Below are 26181 nucleotides of genomic sequence, written 5' to 3'. Positions count from 1 at the left end.
TTGGCAGCCGGCCCACTCACCCGCTCACGGAAGTGACCGCGTGAGCCAGACCAGTTCGCCCTTCTCCTCGGCGTCCTCCTCCGCCACGACGTGGTCCCGCTGGAAGCCCAGCTTCTCCAGCACGCGGAACGACGGCGCGTTCCAGTCCCTCACCGTCGACCAGAGCCTCGACCGGCCCGTGGCGGCCGCCGCGTCGAGCACCGCGCGGGCGGCCTCGGTGGCGTAACCCTGCCCGTGCGCACGCCGGAACAGCTCGTACGCGATCTCGGGCTCGTCCAGGGTGGACCGACCGATGATCAGCCCGCAGTACCCGATCAAGTCGCCCTCCTCACGGCGCTGGATCGGGAGCAGGGCGATACCCGTGGACTCCATGGCGGCGATCATCTCGACGATCGACGCACGGGTGTGCCCGACCGTCCTGGCCTTCCCGTCCTCGCGTTCGGCCATCAGCGCGTTCACCTCGACAGCGTCCGACTCGGCCCACGGGCGCAAGGTGAGCCGCTCGGTCTCCAGGTGGAACGGCATCGTCCTGTAACCCGTCATGAACTCTCCTCGTCACAGAACGTGAAGTCACTCCAACGGACGAAGACTGCCCCATGCCGAAGATCGTTTCCAGGGCATGACGACGAACACCTCGGCCGGTCCCCGGCCGACGGGCCGCATGGCCCGTGCGTGCGCCACCGCTCTCGCCGCGTTGAGCGCCGCGCTCCTGCCCGCCTCCTCGGCAGACGCAGCAACCCTCGACGCCCACGTCAACTACCAGAAGACGGACGGGTGGGGGGTCACCCAGTACGACGTCCGCTTCAACGGGACGGTCAGCAGTGACGGCCCGCGCAACTACACGGTCAAGGGCGTCCTCGACGCCTACTGCCACCACGGCACCATCACGGGGCAGTCCGTGACACTGGGCTACCGCAACTGGAACGGCACCTGGAAGTACAAGAGTTACTGGTGCACGGACACGCCGGTGAACATCGACGTCCGCTCCGAGCGCCACGAGAACGGTTCGGTCGAGCTGGTGGTGGGAGCCACCAGCGGAATCGCCAACACCTACCAGTACGGGAACGTGGAGTTCTACCAGATCGGCTGAGCCCGGAGCACTCCCACAAGTGGCACCGTGCCGCAGGTTGCGGGGCAGTGACACTCGTCCGCGCGGTGGCCGTGCGCGCCGCCGCCCCGATGGTCCCTACGCCTCCGCCGAGGGCTTCTCCCGCGCGGGCGCCCAGGGTTCGGGCGGAGTGTCCGGCCCGTCCAGAGCGTGGCGGAGCTTCTGCTTGAGGCTCCTCGGCGGCGCCTGCACCTCCTCCTGCCGGTGGACGAGACGCGCCACGGTCACGCGGATGTGGCAGTCGCGGTGTTGCTGCTTGAGCCAGACCAGCCAGGAGCCGTCGGGGGTGAGGAACACGCTGCGGGCCGGGGCGTCACCGGGGCGGGAATGGCGGGCGAGGACCGCCGGCACGTAGTGCAGGGCCGCGTCCTCGGCCACCGCGAGCGCGTCCGCCTCCGCGCCACCGATGTGATGGCCGGCCACCAGGGTCCAGCGGTGCAGCTTCAGATCATTGCCGTCGGCACTCCGGGACTCACGAGTGTCCTCCTCGATAAGGACGTACCACTGCGCCGTCATGGCCGGAGCGTAGCTATTCTCGAGAGCCGTCCGCACCGGACTCCGATAGATTCATTCGCCATGCGATCCCGTGAGTTCGACCTCGACTTCCGTCACCGCGCCGGGAAGACACGTAACTGGGGCCTGGCCCTGCTCGCTCTGGCCACCCTGCTGTGGGCCTGGTGCACCGTGCTGATCCTGCTGCCGTACGAGGTGGACCGCAAACCCGACGACCAGTACCCGGCCGAGTGCGAGTCGCGGCTGCTCACCGATCGCGGCACCGCCAACGAGGGCCGTGGCCACGGTGGTTACTGCGCCGACGAACGTGACTGGCCGGAGGCGATGGCCGTGCTCGGCCTCTCGATCCCCGTGTCCGTGGCCGGGGTCGCCCTGTTCACCATCGGCACCGTCTCACGCCGGATGAGCGGCCACGGCCAGGCCATGCGTGAGCTGGACGGACTCGCGGACGCGGCGGAACGCCGGGCCACGAGCGGCAACTGACGCTCCGGCATGAGCAGTACGGGAAAACACCCGATCCGGCTGCCCGAGGGCTCCTGGTGGGACTGGGACGTGGTCACCTGGAACGCGGGGGAGCTGCGCCTCGCAGCCTCCCACGACCTGACCTACGCCCACGGACTGGAGCTTGTCTTCGGTGACCCTCTCCTCGTCAGCTGCCCGTCGAGCTTCCTGAATCCGGTGTTCCGCGCCCCCTCCCCCGCCGAGACCGCCGAGGTCACGAGTCACCTCGGCGAGGAACCACCCGTCCTGGTCGCCTTCGAGGCGGACGCCGGCGGACGGGAGCCGGTCCCGTGCCTCATCGCCGCCGAGCGGGTCGAGATCCTCCGGGAGACGGTCCTGAGGTACTGGCGCGAGGACGCTGCCCCCGGGCAGCGCTTCGCCCCCTGGGTGCGTTCACCCTGAGGCGCGGGCGCCGGGCCGTGGCCGACCAGTGCCCGGCAGATCGGGCCACCGGTGCGCTCAGCGGGTGACGAGGACCTTGCCGAGCACCGGCAGGTGGTCGGAGGCGGCCGGCTCGCCGCTCACGACGCGGGTGATCAGCGGCTTGACGTCCCTGGTGGTGTAGATGACGTCGATCCGCTTGGTCGGCGCCTCGACCGGGTACGTGCCGCCGTCGCCCTTGGGGTGCAGGGACCTGGTCCAGGCGTCGGTGTAGGCCTGCTGGAGCGGCAACGACTCCGGGGCGTCCGGCAGGGCGTTGAAGTCGCCGACCAGGATTCCGGGCTTGTTCGCGCCGATCAGGTCCACGACCTGTGCGGACTGCTTGAGGCGGTCGGTCTGCGAACTGGCGGCCAGGTGGGTGTTGTAGAACTCCACCTTCCTGCCGTGGACGTCGATCGTGGCGTGCAGCAGGCCGCGCTGCTCCTGGTCGGGCGACCTGAACAGCCAGGTGTTCTCCGAGGCGGTGATCGGGTATCGGGACAGGATCGCGGTGCCGTACTGCACCCGGTGGTCGCTTCCGGCCGGCGGGGCGTTGTCGATGTTGGCGCCGAACACCACGTGGTAGTCCAGCCGTTCGGCGAGCTCGGCGGCCTGGTCGGCCCACTCGCTGCGCGCCGAGTAGTGGTTGTCGACCTCCTGGAGGCCCACCACGTCCGCGCCGTTCTGCTTGACCACACGGGCGATCCGGTCCAGGTCGAGCACGTCGTCGGTGCCCTGGGCGTGGTGGATGTTGAAGGACATCACGTCCAGGACGCGAGGCCCGGGACGGGAGGCGGCCGAGGCCTGCGCAGTGGATCCGGCGGCGGCGAGCGTGACGGCGGTGGCAATGACGGACAGGGTGCGGCGGAACATGAGGGCCTCCTGGCACGGGGTCTCGGACGGCCCGATCATGGCCGGGCCCGTCGGCGTCCTCGTGGCCGCGAGATGAAGATCCCCCCTCCCCCGGATGCCGTCGAGGTGATGACCTGGAAGAGGAATGCCGACCGATCACCACACCATGGCCACACAATCAGCACGGGTGCACGCGGTTCACCTGCGCCGCATGCACCATACGACCAATCAAGATCATTTCTCGTCACGGTTCGGCTTGATTCCCGCTGCCCACGTGGCCACCCAGTGATGATCATTCTCCTTGTTCAAGATCGTTCGGAGTTCTTCACATCCTTTGCCGAAAGTGAGTCATTGATGAGAATCAAGCGCGCAGTGCAGATCGCGGTCGTGACCGGCACCCTGGTGGCGGGCGGCGCCGTTCCCGCTCTGGCGACCATCAAGGAGATCGGTGGCGGGACCTGGGACTACGGCGCCGGCACCTCCTACGTCTGGTCGGACTACTACCACAAGAGCAAGTGCCACGGTTCGACCTCGGTCGGCTCCTTCATCGACAGCGACGAGGCTTCGGCCGGCGACTGGTCCCTGACCCAGGCCGACGCCGCCCTCTCCGGCAACGAGACCTACTACAAGACCACTTGCTGACCGGTCCGTAGTCGCTTGGCATGCCCCTGACGGGGTCGTCCAGGGGCATGCACGCATTTCCACCACCCGGCCGGCCGATCCCCCACAGTTCGTAGGACACGCATGCTGCACCGTGGCGTCAGATTCGCCCACGCCGTCATCCTGGCGTTCTCCGCCCTGTTCTCCTTCCTGTTCCTCAGAAGCTTCGAGGAGCAGTGGACCCTGGGCTACGACGCGGTCGTCCAGGTCACGGAGTCGCGAGACACCAGCACCGGGGCCGCGATCGAGCGGGCGATCGAAGGATTCGCCCGCGACCGCGGTGTCACCGTCGGCCGCCAGGAAGTCGACCTGGAACACCCGGATCGCAGCCGCGATCTCTATCTGACCCCCAGCGGCCCCCGCGCCGACTGGCTCGAGGACGGCTATCCGGCATTCAGCCCTGGTCAGGCCACCACGACCCGGCCGTTCGCCGAGGTCTCCGACCGTGACCCGCGCGGCCTGTACTACCTCTTCGGCGATCCCAGGGCGGTCGAGCCGTTCCTCGGCCTGCTGGAGCGGCACGGCCTCTCCGCATGGCACGGCCGGCCGGCCTCCGTGGCCGAGCTCTCCTATGCCTACGGCGGGAGCGCCCTGGTCGGTTCCCTCGTCGTCCTCGCCCTGGCAAGCGTCACCATGACCGGCGCGGGTGTTCTGCTCAACGCCAAGGCCTACGGGGTTCTGCGTCTGCAAGGCATGTCGCTGCCCGCGATCCTCGGTCGCGATCTGCGCCGTCTCCTCCGCTTCTGGACGGCGGCCCTCGCAGCTGTGGCAGCCGGGGCGACGGCGCTGCTGGCCTGGTACAACTCCCTTGCCTGGTTCGGCCTGTTCGCGCTGATCGCAGCGGCGACCGCGGCCGTCCTCACCGCACTCGTCGTGGTCGCTCACGGTGCGATGCTCGGTCTGACCGCCCGCACCGGCATCCTGGCGGCCCTCAAGGGGGAGATACCCGCCCGTGCCACCGCGGCCGCCACCTATCTCGTACGCATACCGGCCCTTCTGCTCGCCCTCACCATCGCCACCTCGGTGATGCAGGCCGGACAGGACCTCGCCCGGCGCGAGGACACCCTCAGCGCGTACAGGAAGGCGGGCGACGCCTCCACCATCCGCCTCAACGGCTACCTCGGCGCACCTGACGCGTTGAAGAAACTGGAGGCGAAAGTCGGCCCCTGGCTGCGCCGGGCCGACGCCGACGGGCAGATCGTCCTCGCCGGCCGCAAGGATCTCGGGCGCTCACGCAAGGCCCAGGGCATCCCAGCCGACCACCTGATGGTGGCCAACGAGACGTTCCTGGAACGGCAGAAGGTCCTCGCCCCCGACGGTGGGCCCTACGCCGCCACCACCGGCGGCGACGGGCGTGTCCTGGTCCTGGTTCCGCAGCGGCTCGCCGCCCATGCCCAGCAGATCGCACACCTGGTACCGAGCCTGGTCAGCCCCTCCGATCCGGAACGGATCACGTCCGGGAAGATCGACGTGAAGACCACGGCGGACCACCAGAAGATCTTCACGTACAACGCCCGCGGTACCCGCGAGTCCGGGCAGGACCGGCCCTCGGACGACTCGTTCCTCACCGACCCCGTCATCGTCGTCCTCCCCAACGGCAACGACTACCTCAGCGACAAGGGTTACACCGCCTACGCCTCCCAGCGCAGCGTCGTCTTCCCGGACCCGGCCGACATCGCCGCCGGTGGCATGCGCAACGAGATCGTCGGCATCAGCCCCGTCGCCGCGGACGCCGCCCAGGCGATCCGGGACATCACCGGCGACTTCCGTCTGCGCCTGTTCAACCTGGCCATCGCCCTGGTGGTTCTGCTCGTCACCGGAATCGGCGTGGTCATCGTCCACACGCGTAAGAACGCCCAGCGGATCTTCGCCCGGCACATCCACGGCTGGGCCTTCACCACCACCCACCGCACCCTTCTGGCCGCCGAAGCTGCGGTCGTCGTGCTGCTCGTCTCCTGGCTGCCGTACCAGGTCCACCAGTGGAACCAAGGCCTCGACCGGTACAAGGCCATGGGTATCCCGGCCCCCCGTGACCCGCTGTCCCTCACGGACAGGGATCTGACCGTCATCGTCGGCCTCGTGACGATCGAGATCGTCACCGTCCTCTCGGTTCTGGCCCTCTTCCACCGCCGCATCGTCAAAGAAGGATCCACCGAAGCGTGATCGACCTGACCGGACTGTCCAAGTCTTTCGGCTCCCGCGTCCTCTGGCAGGACCTGACCTTCACCGTCGAAGCCGGGAGGATGCTCGCCCTGACCGGCCCCAGCGGATCCGGCAAGTCCACCCTCCTCAACTGCCTCGGCCTGCTCGACTCCCCCACCACCGGCACCATGCGCCACCACGACCAGGACCTCACGAAGCTCAGCCCCCGCAAGGCCCGCGCCTACCGCCGCGACACCCTCGGCTACCTGTTCCAGAACTACGCCCTGATCGACAACGCCACCATCGCCGACAACCTGAGTGTCGCCGTCAAGCCGCTCCGCACGGGCCGGGGATCCCGCCCGGCCGTCGCCCAGGCACTGGAGCAGGTCGGACTGGCGGGCCGCGGGGACGACGTCGTCCACCGTCTCTCGGGCGGCGAACAGCAACGCGTCGCTCTCGCCCGGCTCATCGTCAAACAACCCGCCCTGGTCCTGGCCGACGAACCCACCGGCGCCCTCGACCTCGACAACACCCGCATGGTGATCGCCACCCTCCGTGCCCTGGCCGACTCGGGCTGCGCGGTGGTCATCGCCACCCACGACCCCACCGTCAGGGACCTGTGCGACAGCGTTCTCCCGGTCGGAACCACCACCCACCCCCACGCGGTCAAGGAGATCACCCCCGCATGAACCCCCGAATCGTCTGGCCTCTCGCAGTGATCGCCGTTGCGGCCGCCGCCGTCTTCCTCGTCTACGGCGCCCACACCCTGACCATCGTCGAACGCATCACACTCCGGGTGTTCTGACCGGAGGGAGCGCCGGGCCCGCGCAGAGGGCGCACCGGTCGCCCTCACACCGCGGCGAGCTCCCAGAGCAGGGTCTCGGCCGGCTCCAGTGCCTCCAGCTCAAGGCCCCGGGACTCCGTGATCCGGGCGGAGTCCCCCGGCCCCAGCTCCTCACCGGCGACGGCCACCCGCCCCCGCACGACATGGACGTACACGCCCGTCGCGTCCGGCACCGCCGTGCGCTCGCCCTCGGACATCCGGCGGACGTGGAGCATCGCGCCTGCATCGGGGAGGGCGTACGGGGTGGAGTCGGCTATCCCTGCGACATGGGTGTACGAGGGCTCCCCGCCCGCCTCCAGCGGGGCCAGCCACATCTGGACGAAGGTCAGCGGCGCGTCCCCGTCGTTGCGCTCCACGTGCCGCACCCCGCCGGCCGAGCTCAGGTGCTGGACGTCGCCGGCGCGTACGACGGTGGCGTGCGATGCCGAGTCGCGGTGGGTGAGTTCGCCCTCCACCACCCAGGTGACGATCTCGGTGTGGCTGTGCGGATGCTCGTCGAAGCCGGCACCGGGGGCGAGACGCTCCTCGTTGCAGGCCAGGATCGGCCCGAAGCGCAGGTTGTCCGGGTCGTAGAACCGCCCGAAGGAGAAGGCGTGCAGCGTCTCGATGCCCGCGGAACCACCCGTGGCCGGGTCTCCTCCGCGGAAGCGGTCGCCGGAGCGGCGTACGTCCATCACCCCCTCAAGGTATCCCCGCCGGCCGGCGTTCCGCCCCGGGCATCCGTGCACCTGTCCCGATAAGGCAGTCTTGTGTGCGTGCCCCGACCCGATCCTGAGCAGCCCGCAACGCATGACGCCCATCTGCACGCCGCGACCCTGAAACGGCTGGAGCAGGCCTCCGGCCGGCTGGCCGCCAACGCCATCGCCCGCATGGACGAGGCGCTGCCGTGGTACCGGGCGATGCCCCCGGAGAACCGGTCCTGGATCGGCCTGGTCGCCCAGGCGGGTATCGCCGCGTTCACCGAGTGGTTCCGGCACCCGGAGACTCCGCAGGCGATCTCCACCGACGTGTTCGGCACGGCCCCCCGCGAGCTGACGCGGGCGATCACCCTGCGGCAGACCGTCGAGATGGTCCGGACGACGATCGAGGTCATGGAGGCCGCGATCGAGGAGGTCGCGGCGCCCGGCGACGAGTCGGTGCTGCGCGAGGCACTGCTCGTCTACGCGCGCGAGATCGCCTTCGCGACCGCCCAGGTGTACGCGCAGGCGGCCGAGGCCCGGGGCGCGTGGGACGCCCGGCTGGAGTCGCTGGTGGTGAACGCGGTGCTGTCCGGCGAGGCCGACGAGGGGGCGGTGTCCCGGGCGGCGGCACTCGGCTGGAACTCCCCCGAACATGTGTGCGTGATCCTCGGTACGGCCCCCGAAGGGGACAGCGAGCTGACCGTGGAGGCGATCCGGAGAGCGGCGCGGCACGCCAAGCTCCAGGTGCTGACGGGGGTGCTCGGGCACCGTCTCGTGGTGATCGCCGGTGGCAGTGACAACCCGCTGAACGTGGCGAAGTCCCTGATCGGACCGTATGCGGCCGGTCCTGTGGTGGCCGGCCCGGTGGTCCCCGACCTCCTCGCCGCGACCCGGTCCGCGCAGGCGGCCGCAGCCGGTCTGCGGGCATGTTCGGCGTGGCAGGACGCCCCGAGGCCCGTCCTGTCGGACGATCTCCTTCCGGAGCGTGCGATGGCGGGCGACCCCGCCGCGCGCGATCAGTTGGTGGAGGAGATCTACAGACCGCTCGAAGAAGCGGGTTCGGCACTTCTGGAGACGCTGAGTGTGTATCTGGAGCAGGCGAGCAGCCTGGAGGGCGCGGCGCGGATGCTGTTCGTGCACCCCAATACCGTGCGCTACCGGCTGCGACGTGTGACCGACGTCACCGGGTGGTCACCCTCTGATGTACGTTCCGCGTTCACGCTGCGGATCGCCCTCATCCTGGGGCGCTTGGCCGACGGTGACACCCAGTCCTAGACTTTTGTCGAAGTTCAACAATTCCCCCGACGGTTCTTCGTCCCTGTCCCCACGGGCGTCCTGGGCCGTCCACAAGAGAGAGTGTGAGTGTGCTCGTACTCGTCGCTCCCGGCCAAGGCGCTCAGACGCCCGGCTTCCTGACTCCCTGGCTCGAACTCCCCGGTGCCGCAGACCGCATCGCGGCGTGGTCCGACGCCATCGAGCTCGACCTTGCCCACTACGGCACGAAGGCCGACGCGGAGGAGATCCGCGACACGGCCGTGGCCCAGCCGCTGCTCGTCGCCGCGGGTCTGCTGTCCGCGAGCGCGCTGGACGCCTCGCCCGGCGTCGTCGCCGGACACAGCGTCGGTGAGATCACCGCCGCCGCGTTCGCCGGCGTCATCAAGGACGAGGCCGCGCTCCGTTTCGTACGCACCCGGGGGCTCGGCATGGCCGAGGCCGCCGCGGTCACCGAGACCGGCATGGCCGCGCTCCTCGGCGGAGACCCCGAGGTCACCGTCCCGCACCTGGAGAAGCTGGGGCTCACCCCGGCCAACGTGAACGGCGGCGGCCAGATCGTCGCCGCGGGCACCGCAGCCCAGATCGCCGCGCTGACCGGGGACATGCCCGAGGGCGTGCGCCGCGTGGTGCCGCTCAAGGTCGCCGGTGCGTTCCACACGCACCACATGGCTCCGGCCGTGGAGAAGCTGCGTGCCGCGGCCGCCGGCCTGACGGTCGCCGACCCGAAGGTCACCTACGTCTCGAACGCCGACGGGAAGACGGTCGCCGACGGCGCCGAGGTCATCTCGCGGCTCGTCGGCCAGGTCGCCAACCCGGTCCGCTGGGACCTGTGCATGGAGACCTTCGCCGAACTCGGGGTCACGGCTCTGATCGAGGCGGCGCCGGGCGGGACCCTCGTCGGGCTCGCCAAGCGCGCTCTGCCCGGCGTGAAGACCCTCGCGCTCAAGACCCCCGACGACCTCGACGCTGCCCGCGCGCTCATCTCCGAGCACGCGGGCGCCTAAGGAGCCCGAGAGCATGTCGAAGATCAAGCCCAGCAAGGGCGCCCCGTACGCACGGATCATCGGTGTCGGCGGCTACCGCCCCACCCGTGTCGTGCCGAACGAGGTGATCCTCGAGACGATCGACTCGTCCGACGAGTGGATCCGCTCCCGCTCCGGTATCGCGACCCGCCACTGGGCCTCCGACGAGGAGACCGTGGCGATGATGTCCGTGGAGGCCTCCGGCAAGGCGATCGCCGATGCAGGGATCGCGCCCGAGCAGATCGGCGCGGTCATCGTCTCCACCGTCTCGCACTTCAAGCAGACCCCTGCCGTCGCGACCGAGATCGCGCACAGGGTCGGCGCGGGCAAGCCCGCCGCCTTCGACATCTCGGCCGGCTGCGCGGGCTTCGGCTACGGCCTGACGCTCGCCAAGGGCATGGTCGTCGAAGGCTCGGCGGAGTACGTACTCGTCATCGGTGTCGAGCGGCTGAGCGACCTCACCGACCTGGAGGACCGTGCGACGGCCTTCCTGTTCGGTGACGGCGCGGGCGCGGTCGTGGTCGGACCCTCCCAGGAGGCCGCCATAGGCCCCACGGTCTGGGGTTCCGAGGGCGACAAGTCCGAGACGATCAAGCAGACCGTGGCCTGGAACCACTTCCAGATCGGCGACGTGTCGAACCTGCCGCTCAACAGCAAGGGCGAGGTCAAGTTCCCCGCCATCACGCAGGAAGGCCAGGCGGTCTTCCGCTGGGCCGTCTTCGAGATGGCGAAGGTCGCCCAGCAGGCGCTGGAGGCGGCCGGGATCTCCCCGGAAGACCTGGATGTCTTCATTCCGCACCAGGCCAACATGCGGATCATCGATTCGATGGTGAAGACGCTCAAGCTGCCGGAGCACGTCACGGTCGCCCGTGACGTGGAAACCACCGGCAACACGTCGGCCGCCTCGATTCCGCTCGCGATGGAGCGGCTTCTGGCGACCGGTCAGGCCAAGAGCGGCGACACGGCGCTCATCATCGGCTTCGGGGCGGGTCTCGTCTACGCCGCGACGGTCGTTACCCTCCCCTAGGCACCTCGGACTTTTCGGTCCGCATGCCCGAACCCTGCAGAAACATATAGAAGGAGCGCCAACATGGCCGCCACTCAGGAAGAGATCGTCAACGGTCTCGCCGAGATCGTCAACGAGATCGCCGGTATCCCGGTCGAGGACGTCCAGCTGGACAAGTCCTTCACCGACGACCTGGACGTCGACTCGCTGTCCATGGTCGAGGTCGTCGTCGCCGCCGAAGAGCGCTTCGACGTCAAGATCCCCGACGAGGACGTCAAGAACCTCAAGACGGTCGGCGATGCTGCCGAGTACATCCTGAAGCACCAGAACTGATCCCAGTTCGTCCCGTGTGTCGCCACCCGGCGGTGGCGCCGCTGATTCACGACCCTCTACACGTGGAGAAGATTTTCCAGTGAGCCCGACCAATCGCACCGTGGTCGTCACCGGTATCGGCGCAACCACTCCGCTGGGTGGCGACTCCGCATCGACCTGGGAAGGTCTGATGGCCGGCCGGTCCGGCGTCAAGCCTCTCGAGGGCGAACGTTTCGCCGAACTGCCCGTCCGCATCGCCGCCCTCGCGGCCGTCGACCCCGGCGAAGTGCTGCCCCGTCCCCTCGCCCGCAAGCTGGACCGTTCGGCGCAGTTCGCGCTGATCGCGGCCCGCGAGGCGTGGGCGGACGCCGGCTTCACCGGCAAGGCCGGTGAGGACGAGAAGATCCAGCCCGAGCGTCTGGGTTCGGTCATCGCCTCCGGCATCGGCGGCGTGATCACCCTGCTCGACCAGTACGACGTGCTGAAGGAGAAGGGCGTACGCCGCGTCTCCCCGCACACCGTTCCCATGCTCATGCCCAACGGCCCGGCCGCCAACGTCGGCCTCGAGGTCAACGCCCAGGCCGGTGTCCACACTCCGGTCTCCGCCTGCGCGTCGGGCGCCGAGGCCATCGGGTACGCCGTCGAGATGATCCGCACCGGCCGTGCCGACGTGGTCGTCGCCGGTGGTACGGAGGCGGCGATCCACCCGCTGCCGATCGCGGCGTTCGCCAACATGATGGCGATGTCCAAGAGCAACGACGAGCCCGAGAAGGCTTCTCGCCCCTACGACACCGCCCGTGACGGCTTCGTCCTCGGCGAGGGCGCCGGCGTCGTGATCCTGGAGTCCGCGGAGCACGCCGCCGCGCGTGGCGCCAAGGTCTACTGCGAGGTGCTGGGCCAGGGCCTGTCGGCCGACGCCCACCACATCGCGCAGCCCGAGCCCACCGGGCGCGGCATCGCCGCGGCGATGCAGAACCTGCTGGACTCCACCGACCTGAAGCCGTCGGAGGTCGTGCACCTGAACGCGCACGCCACCTCCACGCCGCAGGGCGACATCGCCGAGATCAAGGCGCTGCGCGCGGTGCTGGGTGACGACCTGGACCACGTCGCCATCTCGGCCACGAAGTCGATGACCGGTCACCTGCTGGGTGGCGCCGGCGGCATCGAGACGGTGGCGACCGTGCTGGCCCTGCACCACCGCATCGCCCCGCCGACCATCAACGTCGACGACCTGGACGAGGCGGTCGAGGCGGACATCGTGCGCGGCGAGCCGCGTGCGCTGCCCGAGGGTTCGATCGCCGCGATCAACAACTCGTTCGGCTTCGGCGGCCACAACGTGGTGCTGGCGTTCCGTTCGGTCTGATCCGTCGCCCGTCAGGGCACTTGTTCGGCAGAGGCCCGCTTCCCGTACCGGGGAGCGGGCCTCTCGCGTACCGGGCTCGTCGCGGCCCGCGGCGGAGGCCCCTGCGAGGGAACGTTTCCGCAGGGACCGGAAGCCGTACGGAACGGCGCTGGTGGGGCGTCAGACCACTTGGTGGAGCCAGCGGACGGGAGCGCCTTCGCCCGCGTGCCGGAAGGACTCCAGCTCGTCGTCCCAGGGCTTGCCGAGCAGCCCGGCGACCTCGGTCTCCAGGTCCGTCTCTCCGCGCAGGGAACGGGCCAGGGCGGCCCTCAGCCGGTCCTCGGGGACGAGGATGTCGCCGTTCATCCCCGTGACGGCGTGGAAGATGCCCAGCCCGGGCGTGGAGCTGTAGCGCTCCCCCTCGGCCGTGGGGCACGGCTCCGCCGTCACCTCGAAGCGCAGCAGGTCCCAGCCTCGGAGCGAGGACGCCAGCTCCGAGGCAGTGCCGGCTCTGCCCTTCCAGGAGAATTCGGAACGCCAGGTGCCGGGTGCGGCCGGCTGTCTGATCCAGTCCAGCTGGACCCGCACACCGAGCACGCCCGCCACCGCCCATTCGACATGCGGGCACAGCGCGCGCGGTGCGGAGTGAACGTACAGGACTCCACGTGTCGTCACCGGGACCTCCAGTGTGGGACGAGGTTCGCCTTCCCCAGCGGCCTCGCGCCCGTACCGCCTCTTCCCGGCCGGCTCCCGAGGTTGTCATCAGTAAACAGCATCGGGAGTGAATCTCCTGAAAAGGGACAGTATGTGACGTGAGATAACGTACCGGACCCGTCGATGAACGCACAGGCCGGTGGGGCGCCACTGGTTCGACGGGGAAAAGCTACCGTGCGCCGGGGTCGCTTGGGTGACGTACCGTCGGTCCCGGGCCCCTGATTCCTCAGCATTCACCCGCGAGGGCGTGAGGGCCCGCCACCTGGGGCTGTCCGGTTGTGCCAGGGGCACAATCACCCGTGTGACCTGAGGGGAATCAGGGATGCCTGAGCGTTCGTCATGCCGTCGCGCCCGGCGGTACGCGGTCACTCTGACGGCGGTCGTGGCAGCCGGTGCCGCCGTGCTCACCGGCTGCACCGACGGCGGCGAAGTGACCCGCGGCGCCTCCGCCACCCGGAGCCCCGCCCCCGCCCCGGCACCGGCGTGGGACGTGCGTCCCGCCTCGATCGCCGCGGTCGGCGACTCGATCACACGTGGCTTCGACGCCTGTTCGGTGTTGGCCGACTGTCCCGAGGTGTCCTGGGCCACGGGCACCGACGGCGCGGTGCGCAGTCTCGCCGTACGCCTCCTGGGCGCGTCGAAGGTGGCCTCGCACAGCTGGAACCACGCCGTGTCGGGCGCCCGGATGGCCCAGTTGCCCGAGCAGATGGCCCAGGCGGCGAAGGAGCGGCCCGAGCTGGTCACGGTCATGATCGGCGCCAACGACGCCTGCCGGGACTCGGTACGGCTCATGACCCCGGTGGCGGACTTCCGGACCTCGTTCGAGGCATCGGTCCGGCAGTTGCGCGCGGCGGCCCCGAAGACGCAGATCTACGTGTCGAGCGTGCCGGACCTCAAGCGGCTCTGGTCCACCGGGCGGGAGAACCCGCTGGGCAAGCAGATCTGGAAGCTGGGGATCTGCCGGTCGATGCTCGCGGACGCCGACGACATGGGCTCCGCCGCCGTGGCGCGGCGGGAGGCGGTCCGTGCGCGGGTGGTGGCCTACAACGACGTGCTGCGGGAGGTCTGCGCGCGGGACGAGCGGTGCCGCTACGACGGCGGCGCGGCGTTCGACTACCGGTTCACCGGGAAGCAGCTGAGCGAGTGGGACTGGTTCCACCCGGGGCGGGACGGGCAGGCCAGGCTGGCGGAGATCGCCTACCGCAATGTCACCGCCGCCGGGCCCCCGGCGTAAAGTCCCTGATCGTGACGACGGGTACGGCGGTACAGAGCGAAGACTTCTCCACCCTCACGGACGGTACGCCGGTCCGGCGCTGGACCCTGGAGCGTTCCGGCACCCTGGTGCGGGTGCTGACGTACGGCGCCCTGGTGCAGTCGGTCGAGGTGCCCGGCCGCGACGGCGTCCGGGCGGAGGTGGCCCTGGGGCTGCCGGACGTCAAGGCGTACGAGACGTATCCGAGCCCCTACTTCGGCGCCACGGTCGGCCGGTACGCGAACCGGATCGCCGGCGGGTCGTTCGTGCTCGACGGTGTGACCCACCGGGTGACGTCCAACGAGGGACGCAACACCCTGCACGGCGGTGCGCGCGGCTTCGACAAGCGGGTGTGGGAGGCACGGGAGGTCCCGGACGGCGTGCGGTTCTCCCTGGTCTCCGAGGACGGCGACGAGGGCTTTCCCGGGCGCCTGCCGGTCTCGGTGACGTACACCCTGGACGAGGACGGCGCGCTGCGGATCGGCTACCGGGCGACGACCGACGCGCCGACGGTGGTGAACCTGACGAACCACACGTACTGGAATCTCGCCGGGGCCGCCGGCGGGAGCGCGCTGGGCCAGGTGCTTCGGCTCGCGGCCGGGCGGATCACGCCGGCGGACGGGGAGTCCCTCCCGACCGGCGACCTCCTGCCGGTGGAGGGCACCCGCTACGACTTCCGTGAGGCGAGGCCGGTGGAGCCCGGCTACGACACGAACTACGTACTGGAGGAGACCGGCGGGGAGCCGGTCGCCGAGCTGTACGACCCCTCCTCCGGGCGGGTGCTGACGGTCCGCACGACGGAGCCGGGGCTCCAGCTCTACACCGCCGACCATCTCGGCGGGAGCCCCTTCGAGCCGTGCGCGGGGATCGCGCTGGAGACGCAGCACTTCCCGGACTCGCCGAACCGTCCGGAGTTCCCGAGCACGGTGCTGAGGCCGGGCGAGGAGTTCACCTCGACGACGGTGTACGGGTTCTCCGTGCGCTGAACGCGTCCGGACCCGCACTCAGTCCTTGCGCAGGGAGTGCGGCTCGGGGGCCGGCTCGGGCCGGGGCCCGGGCTCCTCCGTCAGCTCGCGGGCCATCAGGGTGGCCCCTGCCACGGCGCCCGGCATCAGCAACACGGCGACGAACGGGACGACGAAGGCCAGGGCGAGCGGGACACCGAAGCCCAGGGCCGCCCAGCGCCTGCCGCGCAGCAGCACCAGGCGGTCCTTGAGGACCATGCCCCGGCGCTGGAGCGCGACCGCGGTGAGCTCCTGGGTGAGGAAGTAGCCGGTGACGCAGAAGCCGAGGGCGGGGATCACGGTCTGCCCGACGACGGGGATGAAGCCGAGGGCGAAGAGCAGCACACCGTAGACCGCGACGCGCATCAGGATGCGCAGCGAGTCGCGGGCGGAGATCCACAGCTCGCGCCAGAACGGCAGTCCCGACTCGGGGACTTCGCCGCCCTCGCTGCGGTCGACCGCCTCGGAGAGCGACTCGTAGAAGGGCTGGCCGACGAGCAGGGTCATCGCGGTGAAGGTGATGACGGCGAGGAATATCCCGATCACGAAGACCAGGACGGTCAGGCCGTTGCGGAGCAGTCCGAGCCAGGGCGAGGACCAGTCGTCGGCGAACGGGGTGGCCCAGGCGACGAGGTCGTCGGCTCCGTAGCCGAGGCCGACGAGCGCGCCCGCGTACACGACGAGGGTGATCAGCGCGGGCAGCAGGCCGAGTCCGAACCACCTGCCGTGCCCGAAGGCCCAGCGCTGGCCCTTGACCAAGTAACCGAAACCCGCCCCGAGATCACTCATGGCGTCAGCGTACTTGCGCCAACCATTGACACCTCTCCCGGCCCGTTTTACGGTCACGCCAGCATTTCGAACGAGTGACGAAATACCGAACACGTGGAGAGGCAACACCCGTGCGCATCACCGGAATCAGCACGCACGTCGTCGGGACGCCGTGGCGCAACCTCACGTACGTCCAGGTGCACACCGACGAGGGCCTCACGGGAGTCGGCGAGACCCGGATGCTGGGGCGCACGGACGCGCTGCTCGGCTACCTGCGGGAGGCGTCGGCCAATCACATCACCGGATCCGACCCGTTCGCCGTCGAGGACCTCGTCAAGCGCATGAAGTACGGCGACTACGGGCGTGCCGGGGAGATCGTGATGTCCGGCATCGCGGTCATCGAGATGGCCTGCTGGGACATCAAGGGCAAGGCGCTCGGCGTCCCCGTCTGGCAGCTGCTCGGCGGGAAGGTCACCGACCGCGTCAAGGCGTACGCGAACGGCTGGTACACCACCGAGCGCACTCCGGAGGCGTACCACAAGGCGGCGCAGGGGGTCGTCGAGCGCGGTTACCGGGCGCTGAAGATCGACCCGTTCGGTACGGGTCACTTCGAGCTGGGCCAGGAGGAGACCCGGTACGCCGTCTCGCTCATCGAGGCGGTGCGGGACGCCATCGGCCCCGACGCCGAGCTGATGCTGGAGATGCACGGGCGGTTCAGCCCGTCGACGGCGGTGCGTATCGCGCGGGAGATGGCGCCGTTCCGCCCGGCGTGGCTGGAGGAGCCTGTTCCGCCGGAGAACCTCAAGGCGCTGAGCAAGGTCGCCGACAAGGTCGACCTGCCGATCGCGACGGGTGAGCGCATCCACGACCGGATCGAGTTCCGGGAGCTCTTCGAGTCGCAGGCCGTCGACATCATCCAGCCGGACGTCGGTCACATCGGCGGCATCCTGGAGACCCGTAAGCTCGCCGCGACCGCGGAGACGCACTACACCCTGATCGCCCCGCACAACGTGGGCGGATCGGTGCTGACGGCGGCCAGCCTCCAGGTCGCCGGCTGCACGCCGAACTTCAAGATCCTCGAGCACTTCAACGACTTCGCCGACGCGGACATCAAGAAGGTCGTCAAGGGCGCGCCCGTGGTCGACCCGGAGACCGGCTGCTTCGAGCTCTCCGACGCACCGGGGCTCGGCGTGGAGCTGGACGTCGACGCGGCGGCGGAGTTCCCGCAGCAGCAGGCGAGGTTCGACCTGTGGGCGGAAGGCTGGGAGAAGAGGCAGCCCAAGTGAGTCCGCTGTCCCGCTCGCTGACCGTGGAGCGGCCCGGCGTCCACCGGCTCACCGAGGGCCCGCTCCCGGAGCCCGGCCCCGGTGAGGTCAGGGTGCGGGTCGCCGCGGCCGGGATCTGCATGAGCGACCGCGAGCTGTACGACGGCCGGCGCGACCCCGCGTACGTGCGCTACCCCGTGGTTCCCGGGCACGAGTGGTCGGGCACGGTCGACGCGGTGGGCGAGGGGGTCGATCCCGCGCTGACCGGCCGGCGCACGGTCGCCGAGGGCTTCCGGGCCTGCGGACGCTGTGAGCGGTGCAGGTACGGGGAGACCTCGCTGTGCTCGGCCGGGTACGACGAGACGGGCTTCACCCGTCCCGGCGCCTTCGCCGACCATCTCGTGGTCCCCGCGCGGCTGCTGCACCCGCTGGCCGACGACGCCGACCTCAGGGCCGCGGCCCTGCTGGAGCCGGCGGCGGTGACCGCGGCCGCCGTACGGGCCGGGTCGCCCGAGCCTGGCGAGCGGATCGCCGTGCTCGGGGCGGGCACGCTCGGCCTGCTGGCGGTGCAGCTGCTCGCGGCGGTGTCCCCGGCGGAGCTCACCGTGATCGACCCGAGGAAGGACCGCGCCCTGCTGGCCCTGGACTTCGGGGCGAGCGAGGTCCTCACCCCCGGGGAGGCCGAGGCGGTGCGGGGCCGTTACGACCTGGTGGTGGAGACCGCGGGAGCGCCCTCGACGGCGGCGGACGCCTGCCTGCTGGCCCGCCGGGGCGGCCGGGTGGTGCTGACCGGGATGTTCACCCCGGGCGCCACGGGCATCGACCCGGTGCACCTGTCGCTGAGTCAGCTCACCGTGCGCAGCGTCTTCGGCGCGCCCTCGTCGGCGTGGTCCTACGCGGTGCGGGCCTTCACCGCCGGACTGCTCGACCCCGCTCCGCTCATCACCCACGAGTTCCCGCTGGAGCGGTTCGCCGACGCCGTGGCGCTGGTGGGCGCCGGGGATCCGGAGACCGGGAAGGTGCTGCTGCGGCCCTGAGGGGCCCGTCCGAGAGACGTGCTCCGGCGCGGCGGCGTCCTGACCGCCTCCGCGCCGGGGCACCCCGAACGATCCGAACTCCGTCCGATATACCGAACGTGAAGGACCAGTCGTGAACGACACCCCTGCCACCGCCCCCGGCACCGGCGGCTCCCGCCGTCCCGGTGACACCGCACTGGCCGCGCTCGGTCTGGGCCCCGCGCCCCTCTCCCCGGCCGACGCGTCCCCGCACTCCTTCCCCTGCGGGGGCAGCTGGCGCACCGAGGTGCCGTCCGTGGAGGGCCCCGAGGCCCTCGGGGTCGTGCTCAAGGAGTCGGCCAGGCTCGATGTGCCGGTCCACCGCATCAGCCAGGGCAGCGGCATCTGGATGCTGACCGACGCGGAGATCACCGAGATGGTGGAGAGCTGCGCCGAACGCGACATCGAACTCTGCCTCTTCACCGGCCCTCGCGGCACCTGGGACACCGGCGCCTCCGTCCGTACGGACTCGGGCGGCGCGGGGCTGCGCTCCCGGGGCCACGACGCGCTGGCCGGCTGCGTCGAGGACGCCCTGCGGGCCACCTCGCTGGGTGTGAAGTGCCTGCTCGTGGCCGACGAGGGGGTGCTGTGGACCCTGCACCGGATGCGCGAACAGGGCGCGCTGCCGGCGGACACCACGTTCAAGGTGTCGGCGCTCATCGGGCCGGTCAACCCGGCCTCGTACGCCGTGTTCGAGCAGCTGGGCGCCGACTCGGTCAACGTCCCCTCGGACCTGACGCTCGCTCAGTTCACCGAGATCCGCCGGGTGTCCAGGGCTCCGATGGACCTCTACATCGAGGCACCGGACGACCTGGGCGGGTATGTGCGGATGTACGAGGTCGCCGAGCTGATCCGGCGCGGCTCCCCGCTCTACCTGAAGTTCGGCCTCTCCAAGGCGCCCGGCATCTACCCGTACGGGCAGCACCTGCGGGAACTGGCCCTGTCCACGGCCAAGGAGCGGGTGCGGCGCGGACGGCTGGCGCTGGACCTGCTCGCCCGGCACGGGGCGGACGGCGGGATGGCGGAGTTGGGCAGCCGACTCCCGGGCCCGCTCAACCGGTTCACGATCTCGTCATAACGCTTCGGACACTATCTCACCAAAAGACGACACAGCCGCGCACAATCCCACACACCTGTTCTCGGTCGAGCCGCACCGGCTTCCGGAGCGACCGGACCGGGCCGTGACCCCACATCAAGGATGATGACCATGCGCAACCGCAGAGCCGCACTTGCCGCCGTGGCCTCCGCCGCCACCCTCGCCCTCGCCCTGACCGCCTGCGGCCAGAACAGCGAAGGCGGCAGCGAGGAGGACAAGGGGGGTTCGGAGGGCGCCACCATCGGAGTGGCGATGCCGACCAAGTCCTCCGAGCGCTGGATAGCCGACGGCGCCAACGTCGTGAAGGAACTGAAGGGCAAGGGCTACAAGACCAAGCTCGTCTACGGCGAGGACGACCCGGACCAGCAGGTCTCCCAGATCGAGAACATGATCACGCAGGGCGTGGACGCCCTGATCGTCGCCGCGATCGACAACAAGTCCCTCGGCAACGTGCTCCAGCAGGCCAAGGACGCCGACATCCCGGTGATCTCCTACGACCGGCTGATCCTCGGCACGGAGAACGTCGACTACTACGCCTCCTTCGACAACGAGAAGGTCGGCGAGCTCCAGGGCACGTACATCGTGGACAAGCTCGGTCTGGAGGACGGCAAGAAGGGCCCGTTCAACATCGAGCTGTTCGCCGGGTCCAACGACGACAACAACACCAAGTACTTCTTCCAGGGCGCGATGGACGTCCTCAAGCCGTACGTGGACAAGGGCGACCTCGTCGTCAGGTCGAAGCAGACCGCGCTCAACCAGGTCACCACCCTGCGCTGGGACGGCGGCACCGCGCAGAAGCGCATGGACGACCTCCTCACCTCCAGCTACCGCAGCTCGCGGGTGGACGCCGTGCTCTCGCCGTACGACGGCATCTCCATCGGCATCCTCTCCGCCCTGAAGTCGGACGGCTACGGCTCGAAGGCCAAGCCGATGCCTGTCGTCACGGGCCAGGACGCCGAGGTCGCCTCGGTGAAGTCGATCATCACGGGTGAGCAGACCCAGACCGTCTACAAGGACATCCGCGAGCTCGCCAAGGTCGCCTCGAACATGGTCGACGCGGTCCTCAACGACAAGAAGCCCGAGGTCAACGACAGCAAGTCGTACGACAACGGCTCCAAGGTCGTCCCCGCCTTCCTGCTGCAGCCGGTCAGCGTGGACAAGGACAACTACAAGGAAGTCCTCGTCGACGGCGGCTACTACACCGAGAACGACCTCAAGTAACCGGGACCCCTCAAGGATTGGAAGGCACGACCATGGCGGGACCCGTCCTGGAAATGCGCTCGATCGTCAAGACCTTTCCCGGTGTCAAAGCGCTGTCGGACGTCTCACTGACCGTCCGCCAGGGCGAGGTCCACGCCATCTGCGGGGAGAACGGCGCCGGGAAGTCCACCCTCATGAAGGTGCTCTCCGGCGTCCACCCGCACGGCAGTTACGAAGGGGACATCCTCTTCGAGGGCGGGACCTGCCGGTTCAAGGACATCCGCGCGAGCGAAGAGCACGGCATCGTGATCATCCACCAGGAGCTCGCGCTGGTGCCGTACCTCTCCATCGCGGAGAACATCTTCCTCGGCAACGAGCACGCCAAGCGTGGACTGATCAACTGGAGGGACACCCTCAGGCACGCCGGCGAACTGCTGCGCCGCGTCGGTCTCGACGAACACCCGGAGACCCGGGTCGCCGACATCGGGGTGGGCAAGCAGCAACTGGTGGAGATCGCCAAGGCGCTGTCGAAGAAGGTGAAGCTGCTCATCCTCGACGAGCCGACGGCGGCGCTCAACGACGAGGACAGCGGCAAACTCCTCGGCCTGATCCTGTCGTTGAAGGAACACGGCATCACCTCGATCATCATCTCGCACAAGCTGAACGAGATCCGCCGGGTCGCCGACTCGGTCACGATCATCCGCGACGGGCGCTCCATCGAGACCCTGGACGTGAAGGCCGAGAGCACGACCGAGGACCGGATCATCAGCGGGATGGTGGGGCGCGACCTGGAGAACCGCTTCCCCGACCGGACCCCGCACCACCCGGAGGAGGGCAGCGCGCCCGCCCTGGAGATCCGCAACTGGACCGTGCACCACCCCATCGACCAGCAGCGCAAGGTCGTGGACGACGTCTCGGTCGAGGTGCGACGGGGCGAGATCGTCGGTATCGCCGGGCTCATGGGCGCCGGCCGCACCGAGCTGGCGATGAGCGTCTTCGGCCGCTCCTACGGCCGCTACGTCGCCGGCACCGTCCTCAGGGACGGCAAGGAGGTGCGCACGAAGACCGTCCCCGAGGCGGTCGGGCACGGCATCGCCTACGCCACCGAGGACCGCAAGCACTACGGCCTCAACCTCATCGACACCATCAACCGGAACATCTCGCTGACCGCGCTGGGCAAGGTCGCCAGGCGGGGTGTGGTCGACGAGCACGGTGAGCAGCAGGTCGCCGAGGACTTCCGCCGGTCCATGAACATCAAGGCGCCGACCGTCTTCGAGCCGGTGGGCAAGCTGTCCGGCGGCAACCAGCAGAAGGTCGTCCTCAGCAAGTGGATCTTCGCGGGTCCCGAGGTGCTGATCCTGGACGAGCCCACCCGCGGCATCGACGTGGGCGCCAAGTACGAGATCTACACGGTCATCGACCAGCTGGCCGCCCAGGGCAAGGCGGTCGTCTTCATCTCCTCCGAACTGCCGGAGCTGCTCGGCATGTGCGACCGCATCTACACGATGGCCGCGGGACGGCTGACGGGTGAGTTCTCGCGGGCCGAGGCGTCGCAGGAAGCACTGATGCGCCAGATGACGAAGGACAAAGAGGTAACCCGATGAGCACGGACGTGAAGGACAGGACCCCGGCACCCGCGGTGCCTCCGGGAGGCGGAGCGGCCTCCGGCGACGGCCTGTTGCGCCTGATGCTCGACGGCCTGCGCAGCAACATGCGTCAGTACGGCATGCTGATGGCCCTCGGTCTGATCGTGGTGCTGTTCGCGGTCTGGACCGACGGTGACCTGCTGCTCCCGCGCAACGTCTCCAACCTGGTACTGCAGAACAGCTACATCCTGATCCTCGCGATCGGCATGATGCTGGTCATCATCGCCGGTCACATCGACCTGTCGGTCGGGTCACTGACCGCGTTCATCGGCGCGATGGCCGCCGTGCTCATGGTCGAGCACCAGATGTCGTGGCCGCTCGCCGTGGTGCTGTGCCTGGCCATCGGCGCCGTGGCGGGGGCGGTACAGGGGTTCTTCATCGCCTACCTCGGCATACCGTCGTTCATCGTGACCCTCGCGGGCATGCTGCTCTTCCGCGGTCTCACCGAGATCTTCCTGAAGGGCCAGACCCTCGGCCCCTTCCCGAAGGGCCTGCAGAAGGTCGCCAACGGCTTTCTGCCCGAGGTCGGCCCGAACACCAACTACCACAACCTCACCCTGCTGCTGGGCATCGCGCTGATCGTCTTCGTGGTGCTCCAGGAGTTCCGCGACCGCAGGCGCCAGCAGGAGTTCGCCCTCGATGTGCCGCCCCTCAAGCTGTTCCTGCTGAAGCTGGTCGCCCTGGTCGCGGCGATCCTGGTCGTCACCATGCTGCTGGCCAGCTACAAGGGTGCCCCGGTCGTGCTGCTCATCCTCGGCGTCCTGGTGGTCGGCTTCGGCTATCTGATGCGCAACGCGATCATCGGCCGCCACATCTACGCCATCGGAGGCAATCTGCCCGCGGCGAAGCTGTCCGGGGTGAAGGACAAGAAGGTCACCTTCCTGGTCTTCCTCAACATGGGCATGCTCGCGGCCCTGGCCGGTCTGGTCTTCGCCGCCCGCTTCAACGCCGCTTCCCCGAAGGCCGGTCTCAACTTCGAACTGGAGGCCATCGCCGCGTCGTTCATCGGCGGCGCCTCGATGAGCGGCGGTGTCGGCACCGTCCTCGGCGCCATCATCGGTGGCCTGGTACTCGGCGTGCTGAACAACGGCATGAACCTCGTGGGCATCGGCACCGACTGGCAGCAGGTCATCAAGGGCGCGGTGCTGCTCGCAGCGGTCGGCTTCGACGTCTGGAACAAGCGAAAGGTCGGTTCGTAACACCCGTTCTCACACGCGGAGTTGTTCATGGTCCGCTGAGCACGCCCTCCCGCACGGCTGAGGCGCCCACCCCTGGTCGGGGTGGGCGCCTCAGCCGTGCGGGGCAGGGCTTCAGCCGTGCTCCGGCGCCGGGACGGCGTGCCTCCTCCACTCCTCGTACCACCGCTCGTGCGCGGCGTCACGGAATCTGATCCTGTGCCAGTGGGCGCCCGGGTATCCGGGCACGGAGCCCCAGCGGGCCGCGAGGTCGCGGAGGTCGTTCCAGTCCTCCCGGATCCGCTCCAGCCGTGTCTCGGCCCGCGCCCGGCGCACCTCCTCGCAGGGGGCCGGGGCGGGTGGCGTCCCTGCAGGGACACGGACACGGCCGAGCGGGCGGCCGGTGATGGCCGACCGCAGGGTGAGGACGAGGCCGGCCACCGTGTCTTCGAGTGCCGCGGCGGTGATGTGCTCCTCGCTGCCGGGCGGATGCGCCCGGGTCGCCCTCTCCAACCGTGACAGCAGGAAGTCACCGACCTCCCAGACCAGTTCGGTGGTCAACTCGTCGGCGTACCGGACACCGCCGTCCGCCCGTCCGGCATGGTCCGCCATTTCGCCCCCTCGGATCCGGGCCGCACGCCCGGCGCCGCGCCCCCGCCACGGACCGGGGGCGCGTCGAAAGCGGATGGCTCAGCCCAGCCGGATCATATTCCAGGAGAGCGGCTCCAGAACCGCCTTGAGCGTGCCCCCGGACAGCTCGGTTCCCTCGGCGGTGTGCGGGAGCACGCGTTCCGGGTCGGCCAGCGTGTTGCGGGCCTCGGGGTCGGCGTCCGCGACGACCTGGTGCTCCACGACGCGCTCCAGGTCCAGTCCGGTCAGGGCGACTTCGAGCGGCAGCGAGGCGTCCTGGGAGCGGTTCACCGCGAAGACCGTGACGGCGCCGGTCTCCGGATCGCGCACGGCGGTGGCGTGCAGCAGGTCGGTCTCGCCGTACTTCTCCGTCGCGTGGACCGGCGAGTCCACCCGTACGTCGAGGACCTGGCCCTGCCCGTACCGTGCGGTGAGGGCGAACGGGAAGAAGGTGGTCTGCCGCCAGGCGGGCCCGCCCGGCTCGGTCATGATCGGCGCGATCACGTTGACCAGCTGCGCGAGGCAGGCAACGGTCACCCGGTCCGCGTGGCGCAGCAGCGCGATCATCAGGCTGCCGAAGACCACGGCGTCGGTGACGCTGTAGTTGTCCTCAAGGAGCCGGGGCGCCTCGGGCCAGTCGAGCGGGTTCTCCTGGGTCTCCTGCTGGAACCGCCGCTGGTACCAGACGTTCCACTCGTCGAAGGAGAGGTTGATCCGCTTCGTGGACTTGAGGCGCGCCCCGACGTGGTCGCAGGTGGCGACGACGCTCTCGATGAACGACTCCATGTCCACGGCCGAGGCCAGGAAGGAGTCGCGGTCGCCGTCGGTCTCCTCGTAGTAGGCGTGCAGCGAGATGTGGTCGACGAGGTCGTAGGTCTCGGCGAGGACCGTCGCCTCCCAGGCGGCGAAGGTCGGCATGGCGCGGCTGGAGGACCCGCAGGCGACGAGCTGGACGGACGGGTCGATCTGGCGCATCGCGCGGGCCGTCTCCGCGGCGAGGCGCCCGTACTCCTCGGCGGTCTTGTGGCCGGTCTGCCAGGGGCCGTCCATCTCGTTGCCCAGGCACCACAGCTTGATCCCGAAGGGGTCCTTGTCGCCGTGCGCCGCCCGCAGGTCGGAGAGGGCGGTGCCGGAGGGGTGGTTGACGTACTCCTGGAGCTGGATCGCCTCCTGGACGCCGCGGGTGCCGAGGTTGACCGCGAGCATGGGCTCGGCCTGCGGGCCGATCTTCCGGAGGAAGCCGATGTACTCGGAGAGGCCGAAGCGGTTCGTCTCGGTGGAGCGCCAGGCGAGGTCGAGACGCCGGGGGCGCTCGTCGACCGGGCCGACGCTGTCCTCCCAGCGGTAGCCGGAGACGAAGTTGCCGCCGGGGTAGCGGATGGCGGTGACCCCGAGTTCACGGACCAGGTCCAGCACGTCGGTGCGCAGTCCGGCCTCGTCGGCCGACGGGTGGCCGGGCTCGAATATGCCGTCGTAGACGCAGCGGCCGAGGTGCTCGACGAAGGAGCCGAAGAGCCGGGGATCGACGTCCCCCACGGTGAAGGCCGGGTCGAGGGTGAAGCGCGCGGTGCGGGTCATGACATCCTTCGCTCGTTCGGTATTTCGAATGCTGCTCGTAACCTCGAACGGGACCGTAGGGTTCAACCTCCGCGGCCGTCAATGCCCTTGCGCGCCATTCGCGGGCGGGTCAGGACACGGC

At 69.7% G+C, this 26181-nt stretch carries 27 protein-coding genes; 19 read left to right on the top strand and 8 right to left on the bottom strand.

What is annotated here, in order from left to right; translation table 11 throughout:
* Positions 1–24 precede the first annotated feature (24 nt).
* Positions 25–543, bottom strand: coding sequence for a GNAT family N-acetyltransferase (locus ACGFNN_RS03165; protein WP_393552300.1), 519 nt, complete (start codon positions 541–543; stop codon positions 25–27).
* A 76-nt stretch (positions 544–619) separates the two neighbouring features.
* On the opposite strand from ACGFNN_RS03165, the gene ACGFNN_RS03160 reads away from it, so the two are divergent.
* The gene (locus ACGFNN_RS03160; protein WP_393552297.1) at positions 620–1090 is read left to right on the top strand and encodes a hypothetical protein; all 471 of its coding nucleotides are present in this window, start codon (positions 620–622) and stop codon (positions 1088–1090) included.
* Positions 1091–1186: 96 nt separating this feature from the next.
* Here ACGFNN_RS03160 and ACGFNN_RS03155 read toward each other — a convergent pair whose 3' ends face one another.
* Positions 1187–1624 (bottom strand): hypothetical protein, encoded by a 438-nt coding sequence (locus ACGFNN_RS03155; protein ID WP_393552294.1) that lies wholly within the window; start codon positions 1622–1624, stop codon positions 1187–1189.
* A 60-nt stretch (positions 1625–1684) separates the two neighbouring features.
* Here ACGFNN_RS03155 and ACGFNN_RS03150 point away from each other — a divergent pair, with 60 nt between their 5' ends.
* Both ACGFNN_RS03150 and ACGFNN_RS03145 read left to right on the top strand, forming a co-directional pair.
* The gene (locus tag ACGFNN_RS03150; protein WP_393552291.1) at positions 1685–2104 is read left to right on the top strand and encodes a hypothetical protein; all 420 of its coding nucleotides are present in this window, start codon (positions 1685–1687) and stop codon (positions 2102–2104) included.
* A gap of 9 nt (positions 2105–2113) precedes the next feature.
* Entirely contained in the window at positions 2114–2524 is a 411-nt protein-coding gene (locus ACGFNN_RS03145) for a hypothetical protein (protein WP_393552288.1), read from the top strand.
* A 57-nt stretch (positions 2525–2581) separates the two neighbouring features.
* Here the strand turns inward: ACGFNN_RS03145 and ACGFNN_RS03140 are convergent, their stop codons facing one another.
* Entirely contained in the window at positions 2582–3415 is an 834-nt protein-coding gene (locus tag ACGFNN_RS03140) for an endonuclease/exonuclease/phosphatase family protein (RefSeq protein WP_393552285.1), read from the bottom strand.
* A 333-nt stretch (positions 3416–3748) separates the two neighbouring features.
* Between ACGFNN_RS03140 and ACGFNN_RS03135 the strand changes: the two genes are divergently transcribed.
* The 3 genes from ACGFNN_RS03135 (at position 3749) to ACGFNN_RS03125 (ending at position 6885) form a co-directional block, all read left to right on the top strand.
* Positions 3749–4036, top strand: coding sequence for a lactococcin 972 family bacteriocin (locus tag ACGFNN_RS03135; RefSeq protein WP_393552282.1), 288 nt, complete (start codon positions 3749–3751; stop codon positions 4034–4036).
* A gap of 102 nt (positions 4037–4138) precedes the next feature.
* Positions 4139–6217, top strand: a complete 2079-nt coding sequence (locus tag ACGFNN_RS03130) for a hypothetical protein (RefSeq protein ID WP_393552279.1) — start codon at positions 4139–4141, stop codon at positions 6215–6217.
* Entirely contained in the window at positions 6214–6885 is a 672-nt protein-coding gene (locus tag ACGFNN_RS03125) for an ABC transporter ATP-binding protein (protein WP_393552276.1), read from the top strand. The genes ACGFNN_RS03130 and ACGFNN_RS03125 overlap by 4 nt, the downstream gene beginning before the upstream one ends.
* Positions 6886–7045: 160 nt before the next feature.
* On the opposite strand, the gene ACGFNN_RS03120 is transcribed toward ACGFNN_RS03125, so the two are convergent.
* Positions 7046–7714, bottom strand: coding sequence for a pirin family protein (locus tag ACGFNN_RS03120; RefSeq protein WP_393552902.1), 669 nt, complete (start codon positions 7712–7714; stop codon positions 7046–7048).
* A gap of 81 nt (positions 7715–7795) precedes the next feature.
* Between ACGFNN_RS03120 and ACGFNN_RS03115 the strand changes: the two genes are divergently transcribed.
* The 5 genes from ACGFNN_RS03115 to fabF all read left to right on the top strand — a co-directional run bounded on the left by ACGFNN_RS03115 (position 7796) and on the right by fabF (position 12698).
* Complete coding sequence (locus ACGFNN_RS03115; protein ID WP_362544227.1) at positions 7796–8995, top strand: helix-turn-helix domain-containing protein; 1200 nt, start codon at positions 7796–7798, stop codon at positions 8993–8995.
* An 89-nt stretch (positions 8996–9084) separates the two neighbouring features.
* Positions 9085–9999, top strand: coding sequence for an ACP S-malonyltransferase (locus ACGFNN_RS03110; protein WP_362544459.1), 915 nt, complete (start codon positions 9085–9087; stop codon positions 9997–9999).
* A gap of 13 nt (positions 10000–10012) precedes the next feature.
* Positions 10013–11044, top strand: a complete 1032-nt coding sequence (locus ACGFNN_RS03105) for a ketoacyl-ACP synthase III (protein ID WP_393552273.1) — start codon at positions 10013–10015, stop codon at positions 11042–11044.
* Positions 11045–11107: 63 nt separating this feature from the next.
* Positions 11108–11356: an acyl carrier protein gene (locus tag ACGFNN_RS03100; protein ID WP_362544233.1), complete on the top strand. Its 249-nt coding sequence runs from the start codon at positions 11108–11110 to the stop codon at positions 11354–11356.
* Positions 11357–11435: 79 nt separating this feature from the next.
* Positions 11436–12698 (top strand): beta-ketoacyl-ACP synthase II, encoded by a 1263-nt coding sequence (fabF, locus tag ACGFNN_RS03095; RefSeq protein ID WP_393552270.1) that lies wholly within the window; start codon positions 11436–11438, stop codon positions 12696–12698.
* A 159-nt stretch (positions 12699–12857) separates the two neighbouring features.
* Here the strand turns inward: fabF and ACGFNN_RS03090 are convergent, their stop codons facing one another.
* Positions 12858–13352: a DUF3145 domain-containing protein gene (locus ACGFNN_RS03090; RefSeq protein ID WP_362544239.1), complete on the bottom strand. Its 495-nt coding sequence runs from the start codon at positions 13350–13352 to the stop codon at positions 12858–12860.
* 361 nt (positions 13353–13713) lie between these two features.
* Here ACGFNN_RS03090 and ACGFNN_RS03085 point away from each other — a divergent pair, with 361 nt between their 5' ends.
* Both ACGFNN_RS03085 and ACGFNN_RS03080 read left to right on the top strand, forming a co-directional pair.
* On the top strand, positions 13714–14625 hold the full coding sequence (locus tag ACGFNN_RS03085) for an SGNH/GDSL hydrolase family protein (RefSeq protein ID WP_393552267.1): 912 nt from the start codon (positions 13714–13716) through the stop codon (positions 14623–14625).
* A 5-nt stretch (positions 14626–14630) separates the two neighbouring features.
* Complete coding sequence (locus ACGFNN_RS03080) at positions 14631–15629, top strand: aldose epimerase family protein (protein WP_393552899.1); 999 nt, start codon at positions 14631–14633, stop codon at positions 15627–15629.
* An 18-nt stretch (positions 15630–15647) separates the two neighbouring features.
* On the opposite strand, the gene ACGFNN_RS03075 is transcribed toward ACGFNN_RS03080, so the two are convergent.
* Entirely contained in the window at positions 15648–16436 is a 789-nt protein-coding gene (locus ACGFNN_RS03075; RefSeq protein ID WP_393552265.1) for an EI24 domain-containing protein, read from the bottom strand.
* 110 nt (positions 16437–16546) lie between these two features.
* Here ACGFNN_RS03075 and ACGFNN_RS03070 point away from each other — a divergent pair, with 110 nt between their 5' ends.
* The 6 genes from ACGFNN_RS03070 (at position 16547) to mmsB (ending at position 23876) form a co-directional block, all read left to right on the top strand.
* A complete protein-coding gene (locus ACGFNN_RS03070; RefSeq protein WP_393552262.1) occupies positions 16547–17701 on the top strand; it encodes a mandelate racemase/muconate lactonizing enzyme family protein in 1155 nt (384 codons plus the stop codon).
* Positions 17698–18717 carry a zinc-binding dehydrogenase gene (locus tag ACGFNN_RS03065; RefSeq protein WP_393552259.1) on the top strand — a complete coding sequence of 340 codons (1020 nt, stop codon included), beginning with the start codon at positions 17698–17700 and terminating at the stop codon, positions 18715–18717. The genes ACGFNN_RS03070 and ACGFNN_RS03065 overlap by 4 nt, the downstream gene beginning before the upstream one ends.
* 112 nt (positions 18718–18829) lie before the next feature.
* On the top strand, positions 18830–19813 hold the full coding sequence (locus ACGFNN_RS03060) for a hypothetical protein (RefSeq protein WP_393552257.1): 984 nt from the start codon (positions 18830–18832) through the stop codon (positions 19811–19813).
* Positions 19814–19942: 129 nt separating this feature from the next.
* Complete coding sequence (chvE, locus tag ACGFNN_RS03055; RefSeq protein WP_393552255.1) at positions 19943–21052, top strand: multiple monosaccharide ABC transporter substrate-binding protein; 1110 nt, start codon at positions 19943–19945, stop codon at positions 21050–21052.
* Between the two features lie 32 nt (positions 21053–21084).
* Positions 21085–22635: a multiple monosaccharide ABC transporter ATP-binding protein gene (mmsA, locus tag ACGFNN_RS03050; protein WP_393552252.1), complete on the top strand. Its 1551-nt coding sequence runs from the start codon at positions 21085–21087 to the stop codon at positions 22633–22635.
* Positions 22632–23876: a multiple monosaccharide ABC transporter permease gene (gene mmsB, locus ACGFNN_RS03045; RefSeq protein WP_365521533.1), complete on the top strand. Its 1245-nt coding sequence runs from the start codon at positions 22632–22634 to the stop codon at positions 23874–23876. The genes mmsA and mmsB overlap by 4 nt, the downstream gene beginning before the upstream one ends.
* A gap of 111 nt (positions 23877–23987) precedes the next feature.
* On the opposite strand, the gene ACGFNN_RS03040 is transcribed toward mmsB, so the two are convergent.
* Both ACGFNN_RS03040 and ACGFNN_RS03035 read right to left on the bottom strand, forming a co-directional pair.
* Positions 23988–24464, bottom strand: coding sequence for a hypothetical protein (locus tag ACGFNN_RS03040; protein WP_393552249.1), 477 nt, complete (start codon positions 24462–24464; stop codon positions 23988–23990).
* A gap of 78 nt (positions 24465–24542) precedes the next feature.
* On the bottom strand, positions 24543–26060 hold the full coding sequence (locus ACGFNN_RS03035) for an alpha-N-arabinofuranosidase (RefSeq protein ID WP_393552247.1): 1518 nt from the start codon (positions 26058–26060) through the stop codon (positions 24543–24545).
* Between the last annotated feature and the right edge of the window lie 121 nt (positions 26061–26181).

This window comes from Streptomyces sp. NPDC048590, from assembly GCF_043199535.1.
Classification (GTDB): Bacteria; Actinomycetota; Actinomycetes; order Streptomycetales; family Streptomycetaceae; genus Streptomyces.
The sequence above is the reverse complement of the archived record's forward strand: the minus strand, read 5'-3'. Positions and strand labels throughout refer to the sequence as shown.

Coding starts and splice junctions, on each gene's coding strand:
- ACGFNN_RS03165 (WP_393552300.1), bottom strand. CDS start 543: ATGACGGGTTACAGGACGATGCCGTTCCACCTGGAGACCGAGCGGCTC.
- ACGFNN_RS03160 (WP_393552297.1), top strand. CDS start 620: ATGACGACGAACACCTCGGCCGGTCCCCGGCCGACGGGCCGCATGGCC.
- ACGFNN_RS03155 (WP_393552294.1), bottom strand. CDS start 1,624: ATGACGGCGCAGTGGTACGTCCTTATCGAGGAGGACACTCGTGAGTCC.
- ACGFNN_RS03150 (WP_393552291.1), top strand. CDS start 1,685: ATGCGATCCCGTGAGTTCGACCTCGACTTCCGTCACCGCGCCGGGAAG.
- ACGFNN_RS03145 (WP_393552288.1), top strand. CDS start 2,114: ATGAGCAGTACGGGAAAACACCCGATCCGGCTGCCCGAGGGCTCCTGG.
- ACGFNN_RS03140 (WP_393552285.1), bottom strand. CDS start 3,415: ATGTTCCGCCGCACCCTGTCCGTCATTGCCACCGCCGTCACGCTCGCC.
- ACGFNN_RS03135 (WP_393552282.1), top strand. CDS start 3,749: ATGAGAATCAAGCGCGCAGTGCAGATCGCGGTCGTGACCGGCACCCTG.
- ACGFNN_RS03130 (WP_393552279.1), top strand. CDS start 4,139: ATGCTGCACCGTGGCGTCAGATTCGCCCACGCCGTCATCCTGGCGTTC.
- ACGFNN_RS03120 (WP_393552902.1), bottom strand. CDS start 7,714: ATGGACGTACGCCGCTCCGGCGACCGCTTCCGCGGAGGAGACCCGGCC.
- ACGFNN_RS03105 (WP_393552273.1), top strand. CDS start 10,013: ATGTCGAAGATCAAGCCCAGCAAGGGCGCCCCGTACGCACGGATCATC.
- ACGFNN_RS03100 (WP_362544233.1), top strand. CDS start 11,108: ATGGCCGCCACTCAGGAAGAGATCGTCAACGGTCTCGCCGAGATCGTC.
- ACGFNN_RS03085 (WP_393552267.1), top strand. CDS start 13,714: ATGCCTGAGCGTTCGTCATGCCGTCGCGCCCGGCGGTACGCGGTCACT.
- ACGFNN_RS03075 (WP_393552265.1), bottom strand. CDS start 16,436: ATGAGTGATCTCGGGGCGGGTTTCGGTTACTTGGTCAAGGGCCAGCGC.
- chvE (WP_393552255.1), top strand. CDS start 19,943: ATGCGCAACCGCAGAGCCGCACTTGCCGCCGTGGCCTCCGCCGCCACC.
- mmsA (WP_393552252.1), top strand. CDS start 21,085: ATGGCGGGACCCGTCCTGGAAATGCGCTCGATCGTCAAGACCTTTCCC.
- mmsB (WP_365521533.1), top strand. CDS start 22,632: ATGAGCACGGACGTGAAGGACAGGACCCCGGCACCCGCGGTGCCTCCG.
- ACGFNN_RS03040 (WP_393552249.1), bottom strand. CDS start 24,464: ATGGCGGACCATGCCGGACGGGCGGACGGCGGTGTCCGGTACGCCGAC.
- ACGFNN_RS03035 (WP_393552247.1), bottom strand. CDS start 26,060: ATGACCCGCACCGCGCGCTTCACCCTCGACCCGGCCTTCACCGTGGGG.